Origin of the sequence: Leclercia sp. S52 (assembly GCF_039727615.1) — a bacterium.
GTDB classification, from domain to species: domain Bacteria; phylum Pseudomonadota; class Gammaproteobacteria; order Enterobacterales; family Enterobacteriaceae; genus Enterobacter; species Enterobacter adecarboxylatus_B.
In genome coordinates, this window is the sequence record NZ_CP152474.1 from 2081166 (window position 1) to 2107388 (window position 26223).

Genomic DNA, 26223 nt, shown 5'->3' on the forward strand with positions numbered 1-26223 from the left:
TTATCCTATGGTAGTGCGGCCCAGGATAAAAAAAAGCCGCTAACGCACAGTTAGCGGCTTCAATTCAGTCGTTTCCCGATGACATTACGCGGTCGCGGTTTTGCTCGCTTTTGCGGTAGTGTCGTCGTCCTGAGTCATGCGATTCAGTTTCGGTGCGGTCAGCATCATCAGCACGGCGATAACCGCGGTGGCGATACCAATCTGCAGGAATACGTCACCGTAGACATGCAGAGACTGCAGCGGGTCGGTTACGTCAGATGGCACGGCCATCAGGTTAGCAATCTTACCGGCGATGATCGCTGCACCGGCAGTGGTCAGGAACCAGCTACCCATGATGAAGCCCATCAGACGCTGTGGCACCAGCTGTGCAACCATCGCCAGACCCAGACCGGAAATCATCAGCTCACCGATAGACTGCAGGGCGTAGCTCAGGATCAGCCAGTTAACGGAGACGATACCGGCGTCGCTGGCGAATTTCGCGCCCAGCGGCAGCACCAGGAAGGCACCGGAGCACAGCACCATACCCACCGCGAACTTGTGCGGCATCGGCAGGCGGTCGCCCATCTTGTTATAGATAGCGGCCAGAATCGGGCTACCAATCATGATCCAGAACGGGTTCAGGGCCTGGAACTGCTCAGGTTCGAACGCGATGCCGAGGATAGAGTGCTCAACGTTACGGATAGCGAAGAAGTTCAGGGACGTTGGCATCTGGCTGTACAGGACGAAGAAGACAATGGCTTCAACCATCAGGATGAAGGCAACAATCATCTTACGACGTGCTGCGCCCTGCATGGCAAAGGCTTCTTTGGCGAAGATACAGACGATACCCAGCGCAACCACGCCCAGCACCGCACGCGCGATACCCTGGTTGTGCAGCAGCCAGGTGGCAACGGCAACCAGAATCACCACGCCGACGATGGTCGCCAGCAGTTTGCCCATCTGTACCGGCGCAAAGTCAGGCTTGGAACCGTAGTCCTTCACCCAGCTGCGGCAGAACAGGAAGTTCACCACGGTGATCAGCATCCCGACGAAGCTCAGGGCAAACGCCACGCTCCAGCCGAATTTCGCTGCCAGCCACGGGGTCGCCAGCATAGAGAAGAAGGAACCGATGTTGATGGCCATGTAGTACATGGTAAATGCGCCATCGAGACGGGGATCATCTTTGTTATAGCAGGTCGAGAGCAGGGAAGATGGGTTCGCCTTGAACAGGCCGTTACCGACCGCGATGGTCGCCATACCCATGTACACCACACCGGCATCATGACCAGACCAGGCAACCAGACCGTAACCGATCGCCAGAACGATGGCGCCCAGCAGAATGACACGTTTGGTTCCCAGTACTTTATCGCCCAGCCAGCCGCCAATCGCGACCAGACCGTACACCAGAGCACTGAAAGAAGAGAACAGCGTGATGGAATCAGCTTCGGACATACCCAGTTGTTTAACCAGGTAAACCGCCATGATCCCTTGCAGACCGTAGTAACCGAAACGTTCCCACAGCTCAATGGAGAAAATGAGATAGAACGATTTCGGTTGTTTGAAAGCGTTAAGACTTACGCTTTCCTCAGCTGGTTTATTGTTTGCAGTAGACACATATACCTCTTTTTTTACATCCCATATTAACGGGGGTGTTCATAGCGTGAAGACCGTAGTCCATCCGCTTTATAGTTATAGTGGGAGGGGAAACGGCGGGTAATGTTCACTATCCTGACCCATCTGGCAAGGCGTTTGTAATACTCTGTTACATATAACTCCCGCGCTATAATGCGCCAGAAACCTAAATGTTATTTAGCGTTAAATTTTACCGTTGCGGTGAAACTGGTTTTTTCCACTATCACTTAGCCGAAAAAGTGCGCAACTGGCGATATGTTCTGCTGTAAAAGGGAAAGGGCAGTGATATGGGCTAAGTTCTGAAATATATCCGGTCATATCTTCCGGTTATCAGGGGCGATTTGTTGATGCAATAAGGCTTTATTAGGTTTTTCGATACATAAAATTAACACCATGTGAACAGAGTGATCCCGATCACATTTATATAGAAAATTTCGCTGACGAAAAAACAATTAACCTGTTTTATTGTTATATAGCCGCACAATCCGCGAAGGACGAACTTTGACTCAGGCAGAATGGCTGTGAAAGTGGATATGAGCAGGGAGTCATACTTTCTGTAAGAAATACACAGCGTAAAAAAACCGTCGGATGACGGTTTCAGAGGTCGGTTTTCTCTTTATATTCACAGAGATCTTCGATAATGCAGGAGCCGCAGCGCGGTTTCCGCGCGATGCACGTATAGCGCCCATGGAGGATAAACCAGTGATGGCAATCGACCTTAAACTCCGCCGGAACCACCTTCAGAAGCTTCTCTTCCACCAGTTCGACGTTCTTGCCGGGGGCGAAATTGGTGCGGTTACAGACGCGGAAGATATGGGTATCCACGGCTATCGTTGGCCAGCCAAAGGCGGTATTCAGCACCACGTTGGCGGTTTTACGCCCTACGCCGGGCAGGGCTTCCAGCGCGGCACGATCTTCCGGCACCTCACCACCGTGCAGCTCCAGCAGCATACGGCAGGTCTTGATTACGTTCTCGGCTTTGCTGTTAAACAGGCCGATTGTCTTGATATAGGATTTGACGCCCTCTACGCCCAGCTCCAGCATCGCCTGCGGCGTGTTGGCGACGGGATAGAGCTTCGCGGTGGCTTTATTCACGCTCACGTCAGTGGCCTGCGCAGAGAGCAGGACTGCGATCAGCAGTTCAAACGGCGAGGTAAAGTTCAGTTCGGTCGTCGGGTGCGGGTTGTTATCCCGCAGGCGCTGCAAAATGGTTAAACGCTTCTCTTTGTTCATGAGGCCTTCTCAGGGATCCCTTCCTCTACGCTGCGTGCAGCAGCGCGGCGCTTACGTTTCTCATCAATCAGGTATTTTACCGCCAGCATCATGCCGAGGCCAATAAACGCGCCCGGTGGCAGCATCGCCAGCAGGAACGGCGTATCGGTGTGGAACACCTCAATGCGCAGTGATTTCGCCCAGCCGCCTAGCAGCGCGTCTGCGCCGTCGAAAAGGGTGCCATTGCCGAGGATTTCACGCATCGAGCCCAGCACGAACATCGCCCCGGTGGCCCCCATGCCAATGGAAAAGCCATCAAGGGCTGAGATCAGCGGGTCGTTCTTCACCGCAAAGGCTTCGGCGCGGCCGACCACGATACAGTTGGTCACGATCAGCGGGATAAAGATCCCCAGCGACTGATAGAGGCCAAAGGCGTAGGCGTTGATCAGCATCTGCACGACGCTCACCACCGAGGCGATGATCATCACGTAGATCGGAATACGGATTTCTGACGGCGTCCAGCGACGCAGGGCCGAGATCGACAGGTTGGTCAGGGTCAGCACCAGCGTGGTGGCCAGACCCAGACCGAGCGCGTTAGTGGCGGTCGAGGTGACGGCCAGCAGCGGACACATCCCCAGCAGCTGTACCAGAGCGGAGTTGTTCTTCCACAGACCCTGGACGATAACCTCTTTAACCTGGCTCATGATCACTCCTCACAGGCGGGCAGATTGTTAAGTTGCGCAGGCAGCGTCTGAGCATAGACGCCCGCACGTTTAACGGCATTCACCACCGCACGAGGGGTGATGGTCGCACCGGTAAACTGATCGAATTCACCGCCATCTTTCTTCACCGCGAAGGCCGGATCGTTGCTGCCGTGGATGGTTTTGCCGGCAAAGTGCAAAATCCAGTCGCTTAAGCGGGTTTCGATTTTATCCCCGAGGCCTGGCGTTTCGTGGTGCTCGGTGACGCGGGTTCCCAGTACGGTGCCGGAGAAATCGGTGCCGACCAGCAGCTGGATGGCGCCGGAATAGCCGTCTGGCGCAGTGACTTCCATCACCGCACCCACCGGGGCATCCCCTTTACGGGCGATAAAGATGCGGCGAGTACCTTTGCCTATGGGCGCGGCCTCGACAAGATAACAGCTTTTTTTGCAGATCGTTATCGTAGAGTTCCGCCGGGATCACCTGGTCAAAGAGCGCCTTTTGCTGACGGGCTGCCTGTTCGTCAATGGTGGATTTGGTCAGGCCGTTGACGAGGGCCGTCAGGCCGGTCAGCACCGCGGCAAACAGCGCCAGCGTCACGCCGTGTTTTTGCATCGTTTTTAACATGGCGAGTCCCTTAGCGATGGCCGTACACGCGCGGGCGCGTGTAGTAATCAATTAACGGTACGGTGATGTTAGCCAGCAGAACCGCAAAAGCCACGCCGTCCGGATAGCCGCCAAAGCTGCGGATCAGCCACACCAGCAGACCGGCCAGCGCGCCGAAAATCAGGCGTCCCCGGTTGGTGGTGGAGGCCGTCACCGGATCGGTCAGAATAAAGAACGCCCCCAGCATGGTCGCGCCGGACAGCAGATGGATCTGCGGGGAAGCCAGCGACTCCGGCGAAAATGCCCAGCCCAGGCCAGAACAGATCGCGAGAGTGACCAGGAAGCTCACCGGGATATGCCAGCGGATCGTTTTCTGCCACAGCAGGAATACTCCCCCCGGCCAGATACGCCAGGTTAACCCACTGCCAGCCCGCGCCGGCCAGCACGCCACTGTAAATCGGGTACTGCAGGATCTGCTCCACGCTGTGACCGGCGTGCAGGGAGGTTTTAAAGGTATCGAGCGGGGTGGCCTGGCTGATGCCGTCCACGCCCATCCGCAGGGTGTTCATATCCGCGCCGCTGGCGGTATGGCCGGAGAAGATCACCTGCAGGGCATCCATAAAGCCTGGCACGGTCGCGGCAATCTCATGCGGTGGCAGCCAGCTGGTCATCTGCACCGGGAAGGAGATCAGCAGCACTACGTAGCCAATCATCGCCGGGTTAAAGGGATTATGCCCGAGGCCGCCGTACAGCTGTTTAGCGATGATCACCGCGAATACGGTGCCGAGCACCACCATCCACCAGGGGGGCGAACGGCGGAATGCTGATCGCCAGCAGCAGGCCGGTGAGCAGGGCGGAGTTATCCGCCAGGATTTTGCTCACCGCGATTTTACGCAGTTTGAGGACCAGGGCTTCCGCCGCCAGCGCGCTCGCGCAGCCGAGAACGATCTGCAGCAGCGTACCCCAGCCGAAGAACCAGACCTGAACGGCAATGCCCGGCAGCGCGGCCAGACAGACCAGCATCATGATGCGCGATGTCTGGCGCTGGTTGTGGGTATAAGGGGAGCTTGCGATTCTGAAAACCATTTAATCCTCGTTAACTGCCTTCTGTGCGGCTTTCTTCGCCTGAACGCGCGCAATGGCGGCCGCAACTGCCGCTTTGCGTGGATCGTCATTGGCTGCCGGTTCTTCTTCCTGTTGTGCCGCTTTACGTGCCTTCGCACGGGCGATGGCGGCTTCGACCGCGGCTTTACGCGGATCGACGGGTGTCGGTTCTGCCTGGACTTCCCCGGACTGGGCCGCTTTGCGGGCTTTCGCGCGGGCAATGGCCGCTTCGACGGCGGCTTTGCGCGGGTCGACCGGGGTCTGTTCGATCTGAATATCGCCCGGCTGGGCCGCTTTGCGGGCTTTCGCACGAGCTATGGCCGCTTCGACGGCCGCTTTACGCGGATCGACCGGGGCAGCCTCGGCCTGAGTCTCCTCCGGCGGCGCGGCTTTACGCGCTTTCGCCCGGGCGATAGCGGCCTCGACGGCGGCTTTACGCGGATCGGTCTCTGGCTGCGCGGCGCTGGTCTGGGCTTTTTCCGCCTGACGGGCGCGGGCCTCGGCTTTACGTGCTTCGCGGGCGGCAATGGCGTCGCTGTTATCCGGGCGCTGTCCGGCCGGGATCACCACGTCCTGCGCGGCGGTGGCTTTCTTCTCCCGCACGCGAGCCAGGGCCGCATTGATGGCATCCTGATCTTTCGCTGCAGGCTGTACCGCTGCTTTCTTATGACGCTCTTCGCGGGCGGCTTTCTCGCGCTCCAGGCGCTGCTGGCGTGCTTCAAAGCGCGCTTTGGCGTCGGCAGCGCGTTTCTCTTCCTGCGCGATGGCATATATTTCGGCCTTCTCAACGCGGAAGTACTGCACCAGCGGAATATTGCTCGGACAAACCCAGGCGCAGGCACCGCATTCAATGCAGTCGGCCAGGTTATGGGATTTCGCTTTATCGTGGATCTGCCCTTTGCTGAACCAGTACAGCTGCTGGGGCAGCAGATCCGCCGGACAGGCGTCGGCGCAGGCGCTGCAGCGAATGCAGCCTTTCTCTTCCTGCTCTTCGCCCATCTCGCTGACGGACGGAGCCAGCAGGCAGTTAGTGATTTTCACCACCGGAACATCCAGCCACGGCAGGGTAAAGCCCATCAGCGGCCCGCCCATGATCACCATCTGCTCGGCGCTCGGGCAGAAACCGGCCTGATCCAGCAGATGACGCACCGGGGTGCCCAGACGTGCCCAGACGTTGCCGGGACGGCTGACGGCTTCCCCGGTCAGGGTCACGACACGCTCGGTCAACGGCTCGCCGTCCACGACCGCGCGCTTCACCGCATAGGCGGTGCCGACGTTCTGCATCAGCACGCCGATATCCGAAGAGCGGCCGCCATGCGGAACCTGCTTGCCGGTTAAAATCTGGGTCAGCTGCTTCGCACCGCCGGAAGGATATTTGGTCGGGATCACCCGCAGGCTGATATCGTGGCTGCCGGCCAGCACCGCACGAAGCATAGAGATGGCCTGCGGCTTGTTGTCTTCAATGCCGATCAGCACCTCTTTCGGCTGCAGAACATGGGCGAGGATGCGGATGCCTTCGACGATCTGCGCGGCGCAGTCCTGCATCAGACGATCGTCGGCGGTGATGTACGGCTCACACTCGGCGGCGTTGATAATCAGAGTCTGGATCTTGTCGCCACCGCCCTGCAGTTTGTTGCCGGTCGGGAAGCCCGCCCCGCCCAGACCGGCGACGCCAGACTGGTGGATGCGTGCAATCAGCTCTTCCCGGCTGCGGCTGCGGAAATCGCTCCAGCCGTCGCGTTCAATCCAGCGATCTTCGCCGTCGGCGTCAATCACCACGCACAGCTCGGAGAGGGCGGAAGGGTGGGCCACGGTGTGCGGGGCAATCGCCGCCACGGTGCCGGAGGTCGGGGCATGAACCGGCAGCATACGGCCGCGGCCGAAGGTCAGCGGCTGGCCGCGCAACACGCGGTCGCCGACCTTCACGCACAGCTCGCCCTCAGCACCGATGTGCTGTTTCAGGGGGATAACAAAACGGTTGGCCAGCGGGATCTGGCGCAGCGGCGTGCCGCTGGACTGGGTTTTCATCTCCGGCGGATGAATACCGCCGTCGAAATCCCAGATCTTCTCTTTTCTGAAGGCAGAAAATAACTTAAGCATGTTGTTCCACAGGAATATTGCGAACCGGAATGGCCTGAAGATCCCATTTCCAGCTGTCGGTCGTTGTCGCTACCGGGCGTAACTCAATACACTGGGTCGGGCAGGGAGCGACGCAGAGATTACAGCCGGTACACAGATCCTCAATCACGGTGTGCATGGCGCGCGTGGCACCGACGATGGCATCCACCGGGCAGGCCTGAATACATTTGGTGCAGCCGATGCAGTTAGGTTCATCGATCACCGCCAGCATGCGAACCGGCTCCTGCGCGCTTTCGTCGCCGTCGACCGGCTGCGGATCAACGTTCAGCAGCGCGGCAATCTTCAGCATCACCGCTTCGCCACCGGGCGCACAGCGGTTAATTTTCTCCCCGCCGTTGCCTACCGCCTCGGCGTACGGGCGACAGCCAGGAAAGCCGCACTGTCCGCACTGGCTTTGCGGCAGCAGCTCATCAATTTTTTCAACGATCGGATCGTCCTCCACCGCGAAGCGGCGCGAGGCGTAACCGAGAATGATGCCAAAAAGCAGCCCCAGTACGCTGATGGCTGCGATGGCGATCCAGATTGCATTCATTACAACTTCACCAGACCACTAAAGCCCATAAAGGCCAGAGACATAAGACCGGCGGTAACCAGCGCGATAGCGTTACCGCGAAACGGTGCCGGGATATCGGCAGCGACCAGGCGTTCGCGGATCGCCGCAAACAGTACCATCACCAGCGAGAAGCCGACCGCAGCCGAAAAGCCGTACAGCGCCGACTGCAGGAAATTGTGCCCAAGGTTAATGTTGAGCAGCGCCACGCCGAGCACCGCACAGTTAGTGGTGATCAGCGGCAGGAAGATGCCGAGCAGACGGTATAACGCCGGGCTGGTTTTACGCACCACCATTTCGGTGAACTGTACCACCACCGCGATAACCAGAATAAAGGCCAGCGTGCGCAGGTAGGTCAGACCGAGGGGGATCAGGATCCAGGTGTCAATCCACCAGGCGCAGATCGAGGCAAGGGTCATCACGAAGGTGGTTGCCAGCCCCATCCCCATCGCGGTTTCCAGCTTTTTGGACACGCCCATAAACGGACACAGGCCAAGGAACTTCACGAGGACGAAGTTGTTTACCAGCACCGTGCCGACAAAGAGCAGTAAGTAATCGGTCATTTTTCAGCCTGAAATAAAAAAGCCGCCTATTATCGGACAAACCGGGGCAGGCGACAACAGGTTAACTGTAAGGTTATTACGGGTTCACAAAGGTGTTCTTTACGCGTGCCGAGCGCTTAAAGTAGGGCACAAACAGCGCGGTCACCAGCAGGGGGAATAGTAACTGACGGACCGCCAGCGCATCGGAGACCGGCGAAAATGCGAAGGCTTTAACGGCCAGTAATACAGAGACAAGCAGCCAGATAATATAGTGTTTAGGTACAGACCTACGGCGTTTAAAAAACGCAATGGTCAGCCACAGCGTGTAGTACCACATGGCAATCGCAAAGGCGAAAGAAATAAACCACATGACAATATTAATGGTATTTTGCGCGCCCAGCGTTTTTAACGCGTGCGGCGAAATTAACGCCGTAGAGTAAAGTACCAGTGCCAGCGAGGCGCTTAATAATGCCACCAGCAGCCAGGCAAGCGGAGCCAGTAACCAGCCGCCAATTCTTTCTCCAGCCGTTGTGGTCATGTTCTCTCCTGAAATCAGTAACAGCGCAATCTGCAAATTAACAGGGGCGAGAGTATATAACATTTCCAGGGAATGGCTACCCTCTTAGAGCACGTAACGCCACACGGATTTAGGGACTTCGCCAATGTTGAACAAACGCCCGCCAGAGACCAGTTCCGCCCGGCGGTGATCCGCAGCGCGGTACATGCTGATGATCTCCTGGTTATCGCTCAGGCTGTAGTTGAGATGATCAAACAGCTTTTCCAGACTTTCGAGAGAATTAATCTTGCGAAATTTTAATAAATAGTCCTGAACGGTCATATTAATAATTTTCCATATAAGAAGGAGTGATACCAAAGGAGTAATTCGATCGAATACTAAACGGAACAAAAATGACGTAAACATTTGCCGACGCGTATCGGCAAAAATAAGAATATTCTTTACTGGTGAAATCAGGCGTCGGTCGACGCCTGGCGATGAAGGTTAACGCTGTTCATGACGGCTGGCAATATGCAACTGACATCATATGTCACTATTTTTGATCAGTGCATGCGGCTTAGCTTGAGTGACGCTATTGACCGGCTCTGGCGGTTGATAGTTATCGATATGACTGGCGATCCCCAGCAATATCACCGACACGCCCAACACAATCCACCCGGCTAACTCAATAATTCGATTAATAATTGTCGTCATGATTCGTTATTTTGTTTTATCCATAAATACAGATTGAGAATTTTACAGCGCAGAATGCCTTCCGGCAAGCGCTTTGCATTGATGTTTTGCGATTGTATTCAGCGAGTTATAATTGTTAATCAGAAATTACTGATTGCTTGTATCGTCTTAAGGCACGAAACCCCGGATTAATCTATTGTGACCAGAGTAGAGTTAGTGTGAAATATGCGTGTCAAAAGATGAGAGGCGACTTCATGAGCGATAAAATCCGTGTTGGATTAATAGGTTATGGTTATGCGAGTAAAACGTTTCATGCCCCGCTGATTGATGGCACTCCGGGGATGGAGCTGGCGGCAATTTCCAGCAGCGATGCAACGAAAGTGCATGCCGACTGGCCGACGGTCCCGGTGGTATCCGAGCCAAAGCATCTGTTTAACGATCCCACTATCGATTTGATCGTCATCCCGACACCAAATGACACCCACTTCCCGCTGGCAAAAGCGGCCCTGGAAGCCGGCAAGCATGTGGTCGTGGATAAACCCTTTACCGTGACACTGTCACAGGCCCGTGAGCTGGATGCGCTGGCGAAAAGCCTCGGCAAGCTGCTCTCCGTGTTCCATAACCGCCGTTGGGACAGCGATTTCCTGACCCTGAAGGCATTGATCGCCGATGGCTCCCTCGGGGAAGTGGCCTTCTTCGAATCCCATTTTGACCGTTTTCGTCCGCAGGTACGTAACCGCTGGCGCGAGCAGGCGGGCCCGGGCAGCGGCATCTGGTACGATCTGGCCCCGCATCTCCTCGACCAGGCCGTTAACCTGTTCGGCCTGCCGGTGAGTCTGAACGTCGATCTGGCCCAGCTGCGCCCTGGCGCGCAGGCTACCGACTACTTCCACGCCGTGCTGAGCTACCCGCAGCGTCGCGTGGTACTGCATGGCACCATGATGGCGGCAGCGGAATCCGCGCGCTATATCGTGCACGGCACCCGCGCCAGCTACGTGAAGTTTGGTCTCGACCCGCAGGAAGATCGTCTGAAAAACGGCGAACGTCTGCCGCAGGAAGACTGGGGCTACGACATGCGTGACGGCGTGCTGACCCGCGTCGAAGGGGAAGAGCGTGTGGAAGAGACCTGGCTGACGCTGCCGGGTAACTATCCGGCCTATTATGCCGGGATCCGCGATGCGCTGAACGGCGACGGTGAAAACCCGGTTCCGGCAAGCCAGGCGATCCAGATTATGGAGCTGATTGAGCTGGGGATTGAGTCCGCGAAGCATCGCGCGACCTTATGTCTCGCTTAAAAAACAGAGCCCGGCAACATTGCCGGGCTTTTTCTTATCCGCGTGCGACCTTGTCGCGCAACGCCTGCTTTTCGGCTGGCGTTAAGAAAGCCATCTCCAGGCCGTTGATCTGCGCCTGACGGATCTGCTCCCGGCTAAGTCCAGCCAGCGAAGCGGCAACCGTATACTCGTGAATAATATCCACCCCCTGAACCGCCGGATCGTCGGTGTTCAGCGAGGCCATCACCCCATGCTCAAGGAAGGTTTTCAGGGGATGCTGCGCCAGGGTCGCCACGGTGCTGGTCTGAATGTTGGAGGTCAGACAGGATTCAATCCCGATGCGCTGTTCCGCCAGGAAGTCCATCAGGGCGCGATCTTCGACCGCCTTCACCCCGTGTCCGATACGTTCGGCACCCAGCTCGCGGATCGCCTGCCAGATGCTCTCCGGACCTGCCGCTTCACCGGCATGGACGGTGATGTGCCAGCCCGCATCCCGGGCGCGATTGAAGTGAGAAAGGAACAGGCTGCCCGGGAAGCCCAGCTCGTCGCCCGCCAGATCCACGGCGGTGATATGGTCCCGGTGCGCCAGCAGGGCCTCAAGCTCCTGCAGGCAGGCATCTTGCCCGAAGGTGCGGCTCATGATGCCGATCAGGCGCGCTTCTACGTTAAAGGTCTTGCAGCCTTCGCGCACGCCGGCAATCACGGCTTCTACCACACCTGCGACCGGCAGCTGATGGGTCATCGCCATATAGCCCGGCGAGAAACGCAGCTCGACGTAGTGCAGGCCGTTGCGCGCGGCATCTTCAATATTTTCGAAGGCGATACGCCGGCAGGCATCCAGCGAGGCGAGGACTTTTACCCCCCCAGTCAAGTTTGCTCAGGAAGCTGACCAGATCCGGCTCGTTTTCCGTCACCTGCACGTGTGGGATCAGCGTCTCAAGGGTTTGTGCGGGCAGGGTTAAATTATACTGACGACCCAGGTCAAGGATGGTCTGGGCGCGGATGTTGCCATCAAGGTGGCGATGAACGTCAGTTAACGGGAGGGTGGTATCAATCATGGTCGCACTCTTTATTAGTAGAAGTGCGACCCATTATAAAAACAAAAGCGGTTAAAAAGCTATTTGCGCAAAATAAATATCCGTTGCGCAACAAAATCACCGCAGGGTGTTAATCCCGGCAATCAGGCGCTTCACACCTTCCTCAAGTTTGCTGCGCGGGCATCCGGCGTTAAGGCGGATAAAACCATTACCCTCATCGCCGTAGGTATATCCCGGCATGATCGCCACTTTTTGCTGCTCAATCAGCACCTTCTGCAGTGCCTTATCGTCAATATTGAGCGGACGAAGATCGACCCACGCCAGATAGGTCGCCTCAGGCGGCTGCCAGTTTAACGCCGGGAAGGCGGCATTCAGACTGTCGGCCACATAGCGTAAATTCGCCTCCAGATAAGCGCGCAATTCATCCAGCCATTCTTCGCCCTGCTGGTAGGCGGCGATATGCGCTACCAGCCCCAGCACCGACGGTGAGGAGAGCCCGTCGCGCCCCTTCAGCGCCTGGAGATACGCCGTGCGGCTGACGTCATCGCCAATCAGGCCGTAAGCGCCGGTAAGTGCCGGAATATTGAAGCTCTTGGAACCGGAGGTCAGCAGCGCCCATTTACCCAGCGCTACCTTGCACCAGGGGGTGTGCTGATGGTTGCCCCACACCATGTCCATATGGATCTCATCGCTAATCACCGCTACGCCGTGTCGCGCGCAGAGTTCAGCCATGGTCGTTAACTCGCCCCGGGTCCAGACCTTGCCGGTCGGATTGTGCGGGCTACAGAGCAGCAGAATTTTGTTCTGCGGCTGGGCCAGCACCGCTTCCAGTTCGGCCATATCGCACTGCCAGCCTTCCGCCGCTTTGTGCAGACCGACGGAGACCACCTGACGGTTATTCCCCGCAATGGCGTTGTAAAAGGCGTCGTAAGCCGGGGTATGGATCACCACCCCGTCGCCGGCGTCCGACCACTGGCGGATCAGCTCAGACACCATATAGATCACCGACGGGCCATAGACGATGGTGCTGGTATCAATGGTGCTGTTAAAGCGCTGGCGGAACCAGTGGGCAACGGCGGTCAGGAATTCGTCATTTTTCCAGCGGCTGTAGCCAAACACTCCGTGGCCGATGCGGGCTTGCAGGGCGTCGATGATGCAGGGGGCGGTGGCAAAATCCATATCCGAGATGGTAAAGGGCAGCAGATCCGCGGCACCGAAGCGGTCGGCAATGTAGTCCCACTGGGTACACCAGGTGCCGTGACGATCCACGACGGTAGAAAAATCAAACATGACGTTGGTCCTTAAAATAAAACCCCCCTCATGGCGAGGGGGGCTGAGGCATCAGGCTTCTACTGTTCGCATCAGGGTTGCCAGCTCGTCTTTCACTGACTGCACCTGCGGGCCGATGACCACCTGCAAATTATGCTGATTCAACTGTACCACGCCGATAGCGCGGTTGGCTTTCAGGGCGTTGGTATCCACTTTAGACATATCCGCCACCGACAGGCGCAGGCGGGTGATGCAGTTATCCAGCGAGGTAATGTTATCCGCACCGCCCAGCGCTGCCAGAATAGCAGGGGTGTTATAGCCGGATTTACCAATGGTACCCGCCACGGCCTGCTCAACGCTGGTAGCCGCGTCGGTATCGCGCCCCGGCGTTTTCAGATTAAAGCGGGTGATGGCGAAGCGGAAGATCCCGTAGTACACCGCAAACCAGATTGCCGCCACCACCGGCACCAGATACCACTTGGTCGACAGACCGTGCAGGATCCCGAACACCACAAAGTCAATCACGTTGCCGTCGGTGTTACCGATGGTCACGCCCAGCACTGCCATGGTGGTAAAGCCCAGACCGGTCAGCACGGCGTGAATCAGGTACAGCACCGGCGCCACAAACAGGAACAGGAATTCGATCGGTTCGGTGGTGCCGCCCACCACGCAGGCAATGACGCCGGAGATCAGCAGACCTTTAATCTTATGACGGTTTTCCGGACGGGCGCAGTGGTACATCGCCAGCGCCGCACCCGGCAGACCGCCGAGGAAGGCCGGCATTTTACCCTGGGAGAGGAAGCGGGTGGCGCTCTCCGAGAAGCCATGGGTGGTCGGGCAGCTCAGTTGCGCCTGGAAGATAGTCAGCGCGCCGCTCACATCGTGCCCGCACACGTCCATGGTGCCGCCCGCTTCGGTGAAGCGGATCAGCGCCACGAGGATATGCTGGAGACCAAACGGCAGCAGCAGGCGCTCGCCGGTACCGAAGATCATCGGGCCAAAATCACCGGCACTGTTAATGATCCGTCCAATGCCGGTAATGCCCATGGCAAAGACCGGCCAGATCAGCGGGATCACCAGGCCAAACAGCCCCATCACCACAAGGGTAACGATCGGCACAAAGCGGGTGCCGCCGAAGAAGGCCAGCGCATCCGGCAGGCGGATATTGTGGAAACGCTCGTGCAGCATCCAGATGATCACCCCGGCGATCACCGCCCCGAGGATCCCGGTATCAATAGACTGAATACCAATCACGCTCTGGATGTTGTTGGCTTTCAGCACCGCCGCGTCGGTGGTCGGCAGGATGCCTTTCGCAGTCAGCCAGAAGTTGACCGCCAGGTTCATCACCGCATAACCAACGAAACCGGCAAACGCCGCCACGCCTTTGTTTTCACGGGCCAGCCCCAGCGGGATAGCAATACAGAACATCACCGGCAGGAAGCTAAAGGCAAAGGAGCCGACCTTGCTCATCCAGATAAAGATCGCCTGCAGCACAGGATTGCCAAGGAACGGGATCAGCGTAATGACATCGTGGCTGCTGAGCGAGCTGCCGATCCCCAGCATGATCCCGCAGAAGGAGAGCAGAGCCACGGGCAGCATAAAGGTCTTACCCAGTTCCTGGAAAAATTCCCATAGCGAGATTTTTTGTGCTGCTTTCGCCGTCATAAAACGACTCCTTTATTGTTAAAATAAGTTTACCTGCCTCAGTGCTGCGAGAAGATAAAACGTTTTATCAAAGTTTAGTGCGCGCTAAATCACATTCTCAGGCTTTGGCAGAGAGTATAAAGATAACGTATTGATAAAACGTTTTACCGATCTCATTATCAGGGAGTCACGGCAACACATGGCGGTAGCGAAAAAGATCACCATCAATGACGTCGCGCTGGCGGCGGGCGTCTCCGTCAGCACGGTGTCACTGGTGCTGAGCGGGAAAGGGCGGATCTCCTCCGCGACGGGCCAGCGCGTCAACGACGCGGTTGAGCAGCTGGGCTTTGTGCGTAACCGCCAGGCCTCAGCGCTGCGCGGTGGGCAGAGCGGGGTGATTGGCCTGATCGTCCGCGATCTCACCTCGCCGTTCTATGCAGAGCTCACGGCGGGCCTGACCGAAGCGCTGGAAGCCCAGGGACGGATGGTCTTTTTACTGCACGGTGGTCGAGAGGCCGATCAGCTGCTCCAGCGCCTCGACATGCTGCTGAACCAGGGGGTTGATGGCGTGATCGTCGCCGGGGCCTCCGGAGTGAGCAATGAACTCTGCGAGCGTGCCGCAGAGAAGGGCGTTCCGCTGGTGTTTGCCTCACGCGCCAGCTATCTCGATGAAGCCGACACCCTGCGTCCGGACAACATGCAGGCAGCACAAATGCTGACCGAACATCTTATTCGTCGCGGCCATCAGCGGATCGCCTGGCTGGGGGGGCAAAGTTCGTCCCTGACCCGCGCCGAACGGGTGGGTGGCTACTGCTCGACGCTGATAAAGTACGGCCTCCCGTTCCACAGCGAGTGGGTGGTGGAGTGCGGATCCAGCCAGAAACAGGCGGCAGAGGCGATAAGTACGCTGCTGCGCGCCAGCCCGACCATCAGCGCCGTGATTTGTTACAACGACGTCATCGCCATGGGGGCCTGGTTTGGTTTGATCCGCGCCGGTCGTCAGGGCGGGGAAGGCGGGGTGGAAACCTTCTTTGGTCATCAGGTGGCGCTTGGTGCCTTTGCGGATGTGTCAGAGAACGCGCTGGACGATCTGCCTATCGTCTGGGCCACCACCCCGGCACGGGAGATGGGCTACACCCTGGCAGACCGCATTATGCAGCGGATTGAGAAATCCGACGTGCCGGCCGGGCACCAGATTGTGTCGGCCCGGTTAGTCACGGTGAAATAGCCTCAGGGCCAGGGCGTGAGCGGGTTGAGCGCCAGGCGCGCCTCCAGCGCCTCGACAAACTTACGCACCTTCGCGGGGATCAGCCGCGAAGTCGGATAAACGGCCCAGACGGCCAACGCTTCCGGCTCGGCGTCCTCCAGCACGATCTTCTTCAGCTGGCCTTGCGCCAGGGCGGGCCCAACGTACCAGCGGGATAAGTTGGCAATGCCCATTCCACCCAGGCACGCCTCAAAAATCGCCTCAATCGAATTCGCCGAAAATCGCCCCGACACCTTTTGCCTGCTCCGCTGCCCGGCCTGCTCAAACCACCAGTGGGTGGTGTCAGAGGTGGTCAGGCAGCTGTGGGCCGCCAGATCGCCGAGCGTTTTCGGGTAGCCGTTCGCCGCCAGATATTCAGCGCTGGCGCACAGGTCGCGGGGATTATCGCACAGGCGATGGGCAACCAGCCGGTTATCCCGCAGCGGGGCGATACGCAGCGCCACGTCGATGCCTTTCCCGACAATATCCACCTGTTCATCGGTGGCGAGCAAATCCACCTGCAGGGCAGGATGCTGGCGCATAAATCCGGGCAGCATCGGGGCGACGATCTTGCGGCCAAACGCCGCCGAGGTGGTGATGCGCAGCCGCCCGGAAAGGTGTGCGCCATCGGGAAACAGGTCGGCCAGCGCATTGGTTTTATCTTCCAGCAGCGCCTGGGCGTGCGGCAAAAAGACTTCGCCATCGCTGGTGGGCGAGAGGGAGCGCGTGGTGCGATGTACCAGCCGGACGCCCAGCTCCGCTTCCAGGTTATTGAGGCAGCGCGACGCCGCCATGGCGCTCATTGACAGCCGACGCGCGGCACCCGCCAGGCTGCCCGCTTTTACCGCTTCAACGAACACTTCCACATCGTCCAGTCTCATTATCTCGTTTCTCGTTATACTGGCGTATCAAATTACACATCTACACTAATTATCGTTATAGCGCCATAGTCACTCCACATCCTGATAAACATGAATTTGGAGTGACGATGAAAAAGATGACAACGGTTTTAGCGCTCAGCAGCCTGGTTTTTGCTGGCTCAGCCTGGGCTGACGCCCCCGCGCAGGTGCGCCAGCAGGTGCCGGGTTATTATCGCCTGGCGGTGGGGCAAAATGAGGTGACGGCGCTTTTCGATGGCTATAACGATCTCTCGCCCTCGCTGTTAAAAGGCCTCTCAGCCGACAAAATCCGCGATCTGCTGGCGCAGCATAAGATTGATGCCGAGCGCATGCCTACCTCCTTTAACGCCTTTCTGGTGAATACCGGTAAACATCTGGTGATGATTGACAGCGGGGCGGGCCACTGCGTGCCGCAAACCGCCGGGCAATTGATTCCCAATATGGAGGCCTCCGGGTATCGCCCGGAACAGGTGGATACCCTCTTCCTGACCCACCTCCACCTGGACCACGTCTGTGGCCTGAGCGATGCCTCGGGTAAAGCGCTGTTCCCCAATGCCACCGTCTGGGTGCCGCAGGGTGAAGCCGACTTCTGGCTGGATCCGGCGAAAGAGGCCAGCGCGCCTGCCAATGCGAAGGAGTATTTCGCTATCGCCCGGCACGCCCTTGCGGCCTATAAAGCGGCCGGAAAGCTGAAAACCTTCGTTCCGCCCGCCTCGCCCATTCCGGAAGTCCAGACGGCATACGCAACCGGTCATACCCCAGGCAGCACGGTGTATCGTTTTGCCTCTGAAGGGAAGGCCATCAACTTTATCGGGGATCTGATCCACACCCCGGCCGTGCAGTTCCCGCACCCGGAAGTATCGATTCGCTTTGATGTGGATGCGAAGAAAGCCACCGCATCCCGCGGGCAGGAGTTTAACGCCCTGGCGAAAGATGGCGAGTGGATGGCGGCAGCGCATCTGGCCTTCCCGGGCATTGGCCACATCACGACCAACGCTCAGGGATACAGCTGGAATCCGGCAATTTATGGCCCGTATCAACGTGCGACCGACGTGCCCCTGCTGAAATAAGACGAGGAAAACATCATGAAAAGTTACACCGTAACGGCTAATGGCATTCGTCAGTTTGTGGTTGAAGAGGGCGAAGGCGCCCCGGTGATCCTGCTCCACGGTTTCCCGGAAACCCACTACGCCTGGCGCTATCAAATTCCGGTCCTGTCAAAGCACTACCGGGTGATTGCCCCGGATCTGCGCGGCTACGGCGAGACCGATAAACCGGCCTCCGGCTACGATAAACGCAATATGGCGCGGGATATCCGGGAGCTGATGCGCGCACTTGGGCTGAAGAAAGTGGTGCTGGTGGGGCACGATCGCGGGGCGCGCGTTGCCACCCGCTTTGCCAAAGATTATCCCGAGCTGGTGGATCGCCTGGTGGTGATGGACAACGTGCCGACGCGTATCGTGGCGCGGGATCTGAACGCCTCCATCGCCCGCGCCTACTGGTTCTTTCTGTTCCATCTGGTGCCCGATCTGCCGGAAGCCCTGATTGCCGGTCGGGAGCATATCTGGTTGCGCCATTTCTTCTCAGACTGGACCTTCGATCCCGCCACCATTAGCGGCGAGGCGTTTGATACTTACGTCCGGGCGTATCAGGCCCCCGGTGCCGTGCGCGGGGCGATGGCGGACTATCGCGCCAACGCCGAGGATGTGGCGCAGGATCTGGCCGACGCGGAGGTTAAAATCGCCTGTCCGGTGATGTCGCTGTGGGGTAATGACTTCCACGCCGTGGGTAAGTTGTTCGATATGCAGAGCGTCTGGGCGGAAATGGCAGACGATCTCAGGGCTTATGCCATTGAAGAGTGCGGCCATCTGCCGCAGGAGGAACAGCCTGAGAAGGTGAACGCCCTGCTGATGGACTTCCTGACCGGCTGGCAAGGATGATGGGTAATAAAAAAACCCCCTCCGGAGAGGGGTTTTGCCGTTTACTGCTGCGGAACCGCAGGCGCTGGCGCAGGGGCCGGCACCGCAGGCGCGGCAGGCTCGTCCGGTACGGCCAGGTTCAGCGTCGGAACGCCAAACATGCCGACAAACTCTTCCAGCGGCATTTTCTGACCATTCAGCGTCACCTGACCGTTGCTGTACTGCAGGCTGGTGCTGATGACGTTATCTTCCACGGTGGTGATGCGGAACATTTGACCCATCGCCGCCAGGCCTTTCACCTGCTGGTTGGCCAGCTTGCCGGCGTCATCCTCGTTATAGCCTTCCAGCTTCGCAATCTGGGTCATGAACTCGGTCGCCATGTCCATCGGGATGGTCAGCTTGCTCTCCAGCGATTTCACGCTGCGATCCACTTCCTGAGCCAGCGTCTGGGCTTCACCCGTGGCGGTGGCCGGATCCTTCAGGAACAGCGACAGGTTGAAGTTGGTTTCGCCTTTGCTGTTTTTCCAGCTCAGCGGCGCGAGGGTGACCACCGGTTCGCCTTTAAGCAGGATCGGCAGGTTGCTGAAGAAAGCCTCCGCCGCTTTCTGCTGATAGAGCGCCGGGTTGTTGGTCATCAGCTCTTTGTCGGCCAGCAGGGCCTGGCTCTGGGCGCGATACTGCTGGCTGAACTGGTGCCATGCCTGGCCATCGATATTGCCGATTTTAAGCGTCAGCTTGCCGGTACCCATGTCCTGATTCTGTATTTTCAGGCTCTTAAGGCTGTAATCCAGCTGGCTGTTGACGCTCTTGCCGTCTTTCGATAGCTCAGCCTTACCGTTCAGATCCGTCCCTTCCAGCACCGCCATCTCTTTGCCTTCAATGGCGATAGCCAGCTTATCGAGGGTCACTTTCTGATCGCCGATCCGCTCGTCAAAGTCGGTCAGACGGCTGTTGCCCTCGGTTTTCAGGTTATTGAAGGTGAGCTGCACTTTCTGGCCGTACTCGTTCACCGCATTCACCAGGCCGCTTGCCGCTTCACCTTTCAGGGAGAAGCTGTTGCCGTCGCGGTCAGCATCCAGTTTGAAATTGCCGCCGCTGAAGGCCACTTTCTCGTCGCCATTTTCGTAATTCAACGCTTTCAGCGCCAGATCGGTGCTGGTATCACCGGCATAGCTGATGCGGGTATTGGCCTCGAAAGGGGATTCATTTTTCGTCAGATCGAACAGCGGCTTAGAGGCTTCGTTGTTCAGCAGCGTGGTTTTTACCGAGGCCATCGACGGGATCAGGTTGAAGTGTTTCAGCTGGGCCAGCGGGAAAGGGCCATGATCGACCACTTCGTTCAGCACCAGGCTTTGTCCTTGCTGAAGCCACGGATTCTCGTTGCCCGGAATGGGCTTAAGCACCAGCTGCAGATGGCTTTTGAACAGGCCGCGCTGGTAATCCTGATAGCTCAACTCCAGCCCGGCTTCCGGTGCGGTGCGTTTGAATTCGCTATTCGCCTGCGCCACCATTTCTGCCAGATGGCTCTCCAGCTGTTTCCCGGTATACCAGGATGCACCCGTCCAGACCACCCCTAATGCAACAATAACGCCTGCAGCTATAACCGATTTCTTCATCGTGATTATCCCTAAAATGAAACCGAGCGGTGAAAACCGCCCGGTGAGGTCATAAGATTACCAATAGCTTAGCAATAATTGTTAAAAAATTCAGCAGGTCACTATAGCTTGTTGAAAACCCGGGCCAGACGGCCGACGCCGCTGACGCTGACCGGCGAGTCATTGGCGGCTACAAACGCCGACTCGCCCGGCTTCAGTACCAGACGCTCGTCGCCCTTGCTCAGCACCGCTTCGCCCTCGACGCAGAACAGAATTGCCGCGCTCTGCTGGGCAATCCGGGTCTCTGCGCTGCTGAGGTCGTGCAGCGAGAAGGCAAAGTCATCCACGGGGATCGGGAAGTCCAGCTCCGCGCCGTTTTTCACCGGCTGGGTCAGCAGCTCTGCTGCAGGTTTGGCGACGAATTTGACGTTAGCCACCAGTTCCGGGATGTCGATGTACTTCGGCGTCAGGCCTGCACGCAGGACGTTATCGGAGTTGGCCATCACCTCAAGCGCCACACCCTTAAGGTAGGCGTGCGGGGTTTCGGCGAACAGGAACATCGCTTCGCCTGGCTCCAGTTTGACCACATTCAGCAGCAGCGGAGAGAACAGGCCGCTGTCGTCCGGGTAAAATTCTGAAATCACGCGAATGGTCTGCCACGGCTCGCCCTGCTGGCTGTTAAGAGCTGCTTTCAGCACCGCCAGCGCGCGGGATTTTTCCTCCCCCTGCATATTGAGCAGGCTGGCGAAGAGGTGGCTCAGGCGTTCGGCATCCGGCTTTTCGAGGAAGTGGGCAATGGCGCTGTGCGCCCCGGCCACCGGCTGCAGCAGGGAGACGATCTCCGAAAATTCGCGGAAGGCGTTCATCGCCAGGAACGGCGTCAGGGCGAACACCAGCTCCGGTTTGTGGTTCGGATCTTTATAGTTACGCTCGGCGGCATCCAGCGGAATAGCTGCCGCGTTCTCTTTGGCAAAGCCCGCTTCAGAAGCCTGCTTGTTCGGATGAACCTGAATCGACAGCGGCTGATCGGCGCACAGCACCTTAAAGAGGAACGGCAGCTCGCCAAAACGGTCCGCGACCTTCGCGCCCAGCAGCGTCGTTTTATCCGCGTCGATGACCTCGCGCAGGGAACGCACCCCGCGGGCATCGTCAATTTTTGAGCTGCTCTTCGGGTGCGCGCCCATCCACAGCTCTGCCATCGGCAGGTTGTCCGGGTTGGCGATACCGTAGAGATCCGTTAACGCAGTTTTACTTCCCCAGGCGTAGTTCTGCACTGAGTTAATGAGTTTTTGCATTATCAAGCCCTGTTTCAAATGTGGAATTAACTGCCCGTATTAAAGCAATAAACCGGGCGGAAGTAACCTGCGCACGGAAAAAGTCGTACTAGTCTCAGTTTTTGTTAAAAAATTGTGTAGGATAAGCCAACTCGCTTTTAATCGGGGCAGCGGAACATCTGCTCTACATAATCAGACCCAAGCAGTAAGTGAGAGATCAATGTCGAATAAACCCTTCCATTATCAGGATCCTTTCCCGCTGGCCAAGGATCAGACCGAATATTATCTGTTAACCCGCGATCACGTGTCTGTCTCTGAGTTTGAAGGTCAGGAGATCCTCAAAGTCGATCCGCAGGCGCTGACCTTACTGGCGCAGCACGCCTTCCACGACGCCTCCTTTATGCTGCGCCCGGCGCACCAGCAGCAGGTGGCCGATATCCTCAGCGACCCGCAGGCCAGTGAGAACGACAAATATGTCGCCCTGCAGTTCCTGCGTAACTCCGATATCGCGGCGAAAGGCATTCTGCCGACCTGTCAGGACACCGGCACCGCCATCATCACCGGCAAAAAAGGCCAGCGCGTCTGGACCGGCGGCGGCGATGAAGCGGCCCTCGCGCACGGCGTGTACAACACCTATATCGAAGACAACCTGCGCTACTCGCAAAATGCCGCGCTGGATATGTACAAAGAGGTGAATACCGGCACCAACCTGCCGGCGCAGATCGACCTCTACAGCGTTGATGGCGACGAATACAAATTCCTCTGCATCGCCAAAGGCGGCGGTTCAGCCAACAAAACCTATCTCTATCAGGAGACCAAGGCGCTGCTCTCTCCGGGCAAGCTGAAGAATTACCTGGTGGAGAAGATGCGCACTCTGGGGACCGCAGCCTGTCCGCCGTACCACATCGCGTTTGTCATCGGCGGTACCTCGGCGGAAAGCACCCTGAAAACCGTCAAGCTGGCCTCGACCAAATACTACGACGGCCTGCCGACCGAAGGTAACGAGCACGGCCAGGCGTTCCGCGACGTCCAGCTGGAGCAGGAGCTGCTGGTGGAAGCGCAGAACCTCGGCCTCGGCGCGCAGTTTGGCGGCAAATATTTCGCCCACGATATCCGCGTGATCCGTCTGCCGCGTCACGGCGCCTCCTGTCCGGTGGGCATGGGTGTGTCGTGTTCCGCAGACCGCAACATCAAGGCCAAGATCAACCGCGACGGTATCTGGATCGAAAAACTGGAAAACAACCCGGGCAAGTACATCCCGGAAGAGCTGCGTAAGGCGGGCGAGGGCGAGGCGGTCCACGTTGACCTCAACCGTCCGATGAGCGAGATCCTGGCTCAGCTCTCTCAGTACCCGGTCTCCACCCGACTCTCCCTGAATGGCACCATTATCGTGGGCCGCGACATCGCCCACGCCAAGCTGAAAGAGCGCCTGGATAACGGCGAAGGGCTGCCGCAGTACATCAAGGATCACCCGATCTACTACGCGGGCCCGGCGAAAACGCCTGACGGGTATGCCTCTGGCTCCTTAGGCCCAACCACCGCCGGGCGTATGGACTCCTACGTGGATCAGCTCCAGGCCAATGGCGGCAGCATGATCATGCTGGCGAAGGGCAACCGCAGCCAGCAGGTGACCGACGCGTGCCACAAGCACGGCGGCTTCTACCTCGGCAGCATCGGCGGCCCGGCTGCGGTACTGGCCCAGGGCAGCATCAAGAGCCTCGAGTGCGTGGAGTACCCGGAGCTCGGGATGGAAGCGATCTGGAAAATTGAAGTAGAAGACTTCCCGGCGTTTATCCTCGTGGATGACAAAGGCAACGACTTCTTCAAACAGATCCAGTCATCCCAGTGTGCGGCCTGTGTGAAGTAGTTTGAAACCTGCCGGGTGGCGCAGCGCCACCCGGCACAGCCGGGCAACAAAAAGAGCGCACAAAGCGCCATACCCTTTCCCCGTTCTCATCAATACTTGTTTCTTTGAGCTGTGAGCAATCCACTTCAGTGTTATCAAGGAGAAAGTAATGACCACCTCACGCAGTGAGAAAGATTCGATGGGTGCCATCGACGTCCCGCAGGACAAACTCTGGGGCGCGCAAACCCAGCGTTCGCTGGAACATTTCCGTATTTCCACTGAAAAAATGCCGGTCTCGCTGATCCAGGCCCTGGCGCTGACTAAACGTGCGGCCGCCAAAGTAAACCAGGATCTAGGCCTGCTGGCGGCGGAAAAGGCCACCGCGATTATCAGTGCCGCCGATGAAGTGCTGGTGGGCAAACATCCCGATGAATTCCCCCTCGCCATCTGGCAGACCGGTTCCGGCACCCAGAGCAACATGAACATGAACGAGGTGCTGGCTAACCGCGGCAGCGAGCTGCTCGGCGGCGTGCGAGGGATGGAGCGCAAAATCCACCCCAACGATGACGTCAACAAAAGCCAGAGCTCCAACGACGTCTTCCCGACGGCGATGCACGTGGCGGCGGTGATCGCCCTGCGCGAGCAGCTGATCCCCCAGCTGAACGTGCTGAAGCAGACCCTTGACGACAAAGCCCAGGCCTTTGCCGGAATCGTCAAAATTGGGCGTACTCATCTGCAGGATGCCACCCCCCTGACCCTCGGCCAGGAGATCTCCGGCTGGGTGGCGATGCTTGAGCACAATCTGCGCCATATCGACAACAGCCTGCCGCACCTGGCGGAGCTGGCGCTGGGCGGCACCGCGGTGGGCACCGGGCTCAACACCCATCCCGAGTACGCGGTACGCGTGGCGGAAGAGCTGGCGACCATCACCGGGCAGCCGTTCGTCACCGCGCCGAACAAGTTCGAGGCGCTGGCGACCTGTGACGCGCTGGTGCACGCCCACGGGGCGCTGAAAGGGCTGGCGGCCTCGCTGATGAAAATCGCCAACGACGTGCGCTGGCTGGCCTCCGGGCCGCGCTGCGGCATCGGCGAAATAAGCATTCCCGAGAACGAGCCGGGCAGCTCCATCATGCCGGGCAAGGTCAACCCGACCCAGTGCGAAGCCATGACCATGCTTTGCTGTCAGGTGATGGGCAACGACGTGGCGGTGAACATGGGCGGGGCTTCGGGCAACTTTGAGCTCAACGTCTATCGCCCGATGGTCATCCATAACTTCCTGCAGTCGGTGCGTTTGCTGGCGGACGGAATGGAGAGCTTTAACGAGCACTGCGCGGTGGGCATTGAGCCGAACCGCGAGCGCATCAGCCAGCTGCTCAATGAGTCGTTAATGCTGGTGACGGCGCTCAATACCCATATCGGCTATGACAAAGCGGCTGAAATCGCCAAGAAAGCGCACAAAGAGGGGCTGACCCTGAAAGCCTCTGCCCTGGCGCTGGGGTATCTTACCGAGGCCGAGTTTGACAGCTGGGTCCGCCCGGAAGAGATGGTTGGCAGCCTGAAATAGCTACTCCGCCACGTACAGGTGCAGCCGCGGGATAATCAATCGCAGCGGCTGTGCCTGCGGCTTATAGCGATGCTGAACGTTGTCAGCATCGTAATTCAGCAGCTCTCCAATGTCCGGGATCAGCGCCCCTTGATCGGCGTCGTACAGGGCGATCAGCGGCGTCGGGCAGGCGTACTGCACCTGCTTTTGCTGTCCGGCATACCAGACCCGGGCAATGGGCTGCACCTTCACCGGCCTTTTGATCTTCAGCCGCGCCTCCGCAGGCAGGGCGTGGATAGCGGTATATTCTGCCTCCAGCCGCTCCACCCACTGATCCCGGGACCAGGGCGCCACGGCGCGCGGCGATTTCAGGCTTTTTTCCAGCATCGCCAGCACCTCATCGCGGGTGAAATTCTTGATGATGTGCTTATTGGCCCAGCCGAAGCGCAGGGTGGCGGGGTGGTTGATGACCGTTAACGTGCGATAGGCATTAAGAGTAATCAAACCCGGCAGCTGATGATGCACCCACTCAAAGCGGGCGGCGGGGGCGAGGCCTGACTCCTCGGTAACAATTTTCTCAAATTCCGCTTTTAAAGCGTTAATGCTCGAAATCTGGTCCGTCAGCTGCGCCCTGTGGGCGGCATCGCTCTGCAGGCAGATCACCCCCGGCAGGCGCACGGCGGCCTTGCTGCTGCGGGTTTCCGACTGCTGCTGAATAAACAGGTGGCGGTAATGTTGCAGCGCCATCGCCAGCGCCTCCTTGCCGAGGTGCTGCTTCACCGCAATGGCGTTAAGCGGATCGTGCTCGGCGCCTTTGGCGACGTCCGGCAGGGAGAAGACGCGGCCCGCCAGCAGGCGGCAGGACTGCAGATCGTCCGTGAGTTGCGCCAGCTCGTGCTCCATCTGGCGAAAGGTTGAGTTTAAGCGTTCGATGAGATCGTAAGTTGCCATAGCGCACCACATTAGTTACAACATACTCAATATATAGCACAGCACGCCGGGTCAGGCCAGCGTGCGGTTTAG

The 26223-nt window shown here is 58.3% G+C and carries 21 protein-coding genes and 3 pseudogenes; 6 read left to right on the forward strand and 18 right to left on the reverse strand.

Features of this window, described 5'->3' with window-relative positions; translation table 11 throughout:
- Positions 1 to 84: 84 nt before the first annotated feature.
- The 11 genes and pseudogenes from dtpA to blr all read right to left on the reverse strand — a co-directional run bounded on the left by dtpA (position 85) and on the right by blr (position 9663).
- Positions 85 to 1593: a dipeptide/tripeptide permease DtpA gene (dtpA, locus tag AAHB66_RS10040; protein ID WP_347116079.1), complete on the reverse strand. Its 1509-nt coding sequence runs from the start codon at positions 1591 to 1593 to the stop codon at positions 85 to 87.
- A gap of 615 nt (positions 1594 to 2208) precedes the next feature.
- The gene (gene nth / locus AAHB66_RS10045) at positions 2209 to 2844 is read right to left on the reverse strand and encodes an endonuclease III (RefSeq protein ID WP_347116080.1); all 636 of its coding nucleotides are present in this window, start codon (positions 2842 to 2844) and stop codon (positions 2209 to 2211) included.
- The gene (locus tag AAHB66_RS10050) at positions 2841 to 3527 is read right to left on the reverse strand and encodes an electron transport complex subunit E (protein WP_106993715.1); all 687 of its coding nucleotides are present in this window, start codon (positions 3525 to 3527) and stop codon (positions 2841 to 2843) included. Before AAHB66_RS10050 ends, nth begins: the two co-directional genes overlap by 4 nt.
- 2 nt (positions 3528 to 3529) lie before the next feature.
- Positions 3530 to 4151, reverse strand: a pseudogene (rsxG, locus tag AAHB66_RS10055) (electron transport complex subunit RsxG).
- Between the two features lie 10 nt (positions 4152 to 4161).
- A pseudogene (gene rsxD, locus AAHB66_RS10060) lies at positions 4162 to 5216 on the reverse strand (electron transport complex subunit RsxD).
- A complete protein-coding gene (gene rsxC / locus AAHB66_RS10065) occupies positions 5217 to 7334 on the reverse strand; it encodes an electron transport complex subunit RsxC (RefSeq protein ID WP_347116081.1) in 2118 nt (705 codons plus the stop codon).
- Positions 7327 to 7905 carry an electron transport complex subunit RsxB gene (gene rsxB / locus AAHB66_RS10070; protein ID WP_347116082.1) on the reverse strand — a complete coding sequence of 193 codons (579 nt, stop codon included), beginning with the start codon at positions 7903 to 7905 and terminating at the stop codon, positions 7327 to 7329. The genes rsxC and rsxB overlap by 8 nt, the downstream gene beginning before the upstream one ends.
- Entirely contained in the window at positions 7905 to 8486 is a 582-nt protein-coding gene (gene rsxA / locus AAHB66_RS10075) for an electron transport complex subunit RsxA (protein WP_142489255.1), read from the reverse strand. Before rsxA ends, rsxB begins: the two co-directional genes overlap by 1 nt.
- A gap of 76 nt (positions 8487 to 8562) precedes the next feature.
- On the reverse strand, positions 8563 to 9003 hold the full coding sequence (locus tag AAHB66_RS10080) for a DUF2569 domain-containing protein (protein ID WP_347116083.1): 441 nt from the start codon (positions 9001 to 9003) through the stop codon (positions 8563 to 8565).
- A gap of 84 nt (positions 9004 to 9087) precedes the next feature.
- Positions 9088 to 9303, reverse strand: coding sequence for a transcription modulator YdgT (gene ydgT / locus AAHB66_RS10085; RefSeq protein ID WP_032617854.1), 216 nt, complete (start codon positions 9301 to 9303; stop codon positions 9088 to 9090).
- Between the two features lie 201 nt (positions 9304 to 9504).
- Positions 9505 to 9663 (reverse strand): division septum protein Blr, encoded by a 159-nt coding sequence (blr, locus tag AAHB66_RS10090; RefSeq protein ID WP_347116452.1) that lies wholly within the window; start codon positions 9661 to 9663, stop codon positions 9505 to 9507.
- A 245-nt stretch (positions 9664 to 9908) separates the two neighbouring features.
- On the opposite strand from blr, the gene AAHB66_RS10095 reads away from it, so the two are divergent.
- Complete coding sequence (locus AAHB66_RS10095) at positions 9909 to 10949, forward strand: oxidoreductase (protein ID WP_347116084.1); 1041 nt, start codon at positions 9909 to 9911, stop codon at positions 10947 to 10949.
- Positions 10950 to 10983: 34 nt separating this feature from the next.
- On the opposite strand, the pseudogene add reads toward AAHB66_RS10095, so the two are convergent.
- The 3 genes and pseudogenes from add to malX all read right to left on the reverse strand — a co-directional run bounded on the left by add (position 10984) and on the right by malX (position 14899).
- Positions 10984 to 11986, reverse strand: a pseudogene (gene add, locus AAHB66_RS10100) (adenosine deaminase).
- Positions 11987 to 12082: 96 nt separating this feature from the next.
- Entirely contained in the window at positions 12083 to 13255 is a 1173-nt protein-coding gene (locus AAHB66_RS10105; RefSeq protein ID WP_347116085.1) for a MalY/PatB family protein, read from the reverse strand.
- A gap of 51 nt (positions 13256 to 13306) precedes the next feature.
- Positions 13307 to 14899: a maltose/glucose-specific PTS transporter subunit IIBC gene (malX, locus tag AAHB66_RS10110; protein WP_347116086.1), complete on the reverse strand. Its 1593-nt coding sequence runs from the start codon at positions 14897 to 14899 to the stop codon at positions 13307 to 13309.
- Between the two features lie 178 nt (positions 14900 to 15077).
- Between malX and AAHB66_RS10115 the strand changes: the two genes are divergently transcribed.
- Positions 15078 to 16106, forward strand: coding sequence for a Mal regulon transcriptional regulator MalI (locus AAHB66_RS10115; RefSeq protein WP_347116087.1), 1029 nt, complete (start codon positions 15078 to 15080; stop codon positions 16104 to 16106).
- Positions 16107 to 16108: 2 nt separating this feature from the next.
- Here the strand turns inward: AAHB66_RS10115 and AAHB66_RS10120 are convergent, their stop codons facing one another.
- Positions 16109 to 17005, reverse strand: coding sequence for a LysR substrate-binding domain-containing protein (locus tag AAHB66_RS10120; RefSeq protein WP_347116088.1), 897 nt, complete (start codon positions 17003 to 17005; stop codon positions 16109 to 16111).
- A gap of 116 nt (positions 17006 to 17121) precedes the next feature.
- Here AAHB66_RS10120 and AAHB66_RS10125 point away from each other — a divergent pair, with 116 nt between their 5' ends.
- Both AAHB66_RS10125 and AAHB66_RS10130 read left to right on the forward strand, forming a co-directional pair.
- Entirely contained in the window at positions 17122 to 18093 is a 972-nt protein-coding gene (locus AAHB66_RS10125) for an MBL fold metallo-hydrolase (RefSeq protein ID WP_347116089.1), read from the forward strand.
- Positions 18094 to 18108: 15 nt separating this feature from the next.
- Positions 18109 to 18963, forward strand: a complete 855-nt coding sequence (locus AAHB66_RS10130) for an alpha/beta hydrolase (protein WP_347116090.1) — start codon at positions 18109 to 18111, stop codon at positions 18961 to 18963.
- Positions 18964 to 19004: 41 nt separating this feature from the next.
- On the opposite strand, the gene AAHB66_RS10135 is transcribed toward AAHB66_RS10130, so the two are convergent.
- Both AAHB66_RS10135 and manA read right to left on the reverse strand, forming a co-directional pair.
- Complete coding sequence (locus tag AAHB66_RS10135) at positions 19005 to 20558, reverse strand: YdgA family protein (protein WP_347116091.1); 1554 nt, start codon at positions 20556 to 20558, stop codon at positions 19005 to 19007.
- 101 nt (positions 20559 to 20659) lie between these two features.
- On the reverse strand, positions 20660 to 21832 hold the full coding sequence (gene manA / locus AAHB66_RS10140; RefSeq protein ID WP_347116092.1) for a mannose-6-phosphate isomerase: 1173 nt from the start codon (positions 21830 to 21832) through the stop codon (positions 20660 to 20662).
- 199 nt (positions 21833 to 22031) lie between these two features.
- Here manA and fumA point away from each other — a divergent pair, with 199 nt between their 5' ends.
- Together fumA and fumC are read left to right on the forward strand one after the other, a co-directional pair.
- Complete coding sequence (gene fumA / locus AAHB66_RS10145; RefSeq protein WP_347116093.1) at positions 22032 to 23678, forward strand: class I fumarate hydratase FumA; 1647 nt, start codon at positions 22032 to 22034, stop codon at positions 23676 to 23678.
- A gap of 148 nt (positions 23679 to 23826) precedes the next feature.
- Positions 23827 to 25221: a class II fumarate hydratase gene (gene fumC, locus AAHB66_RS10150; protein ID WP_347116094.1), complete on the forward strand. Its 1395-nt coding sequence runs from the start codon at positions 23827 to 23829 to the stop codon at positions 25219 to 25221.
- Here the strand turns inward: fumC and tus are convergent, their stop codons facing one another.
- Complete coding sequence (gene tus, locus AAHB66_RS10155; RefSeq protein WP_347116095.1) at positions 25222 to 26151, reverse strand: DNA replication terminus site-binding protein; 930 nt, start codon at positions 26149 to 26151, stop codon at positions 25222 to 25224.
- Positions 26152 to 26223 lie beyond the last annotated feature (72 nt).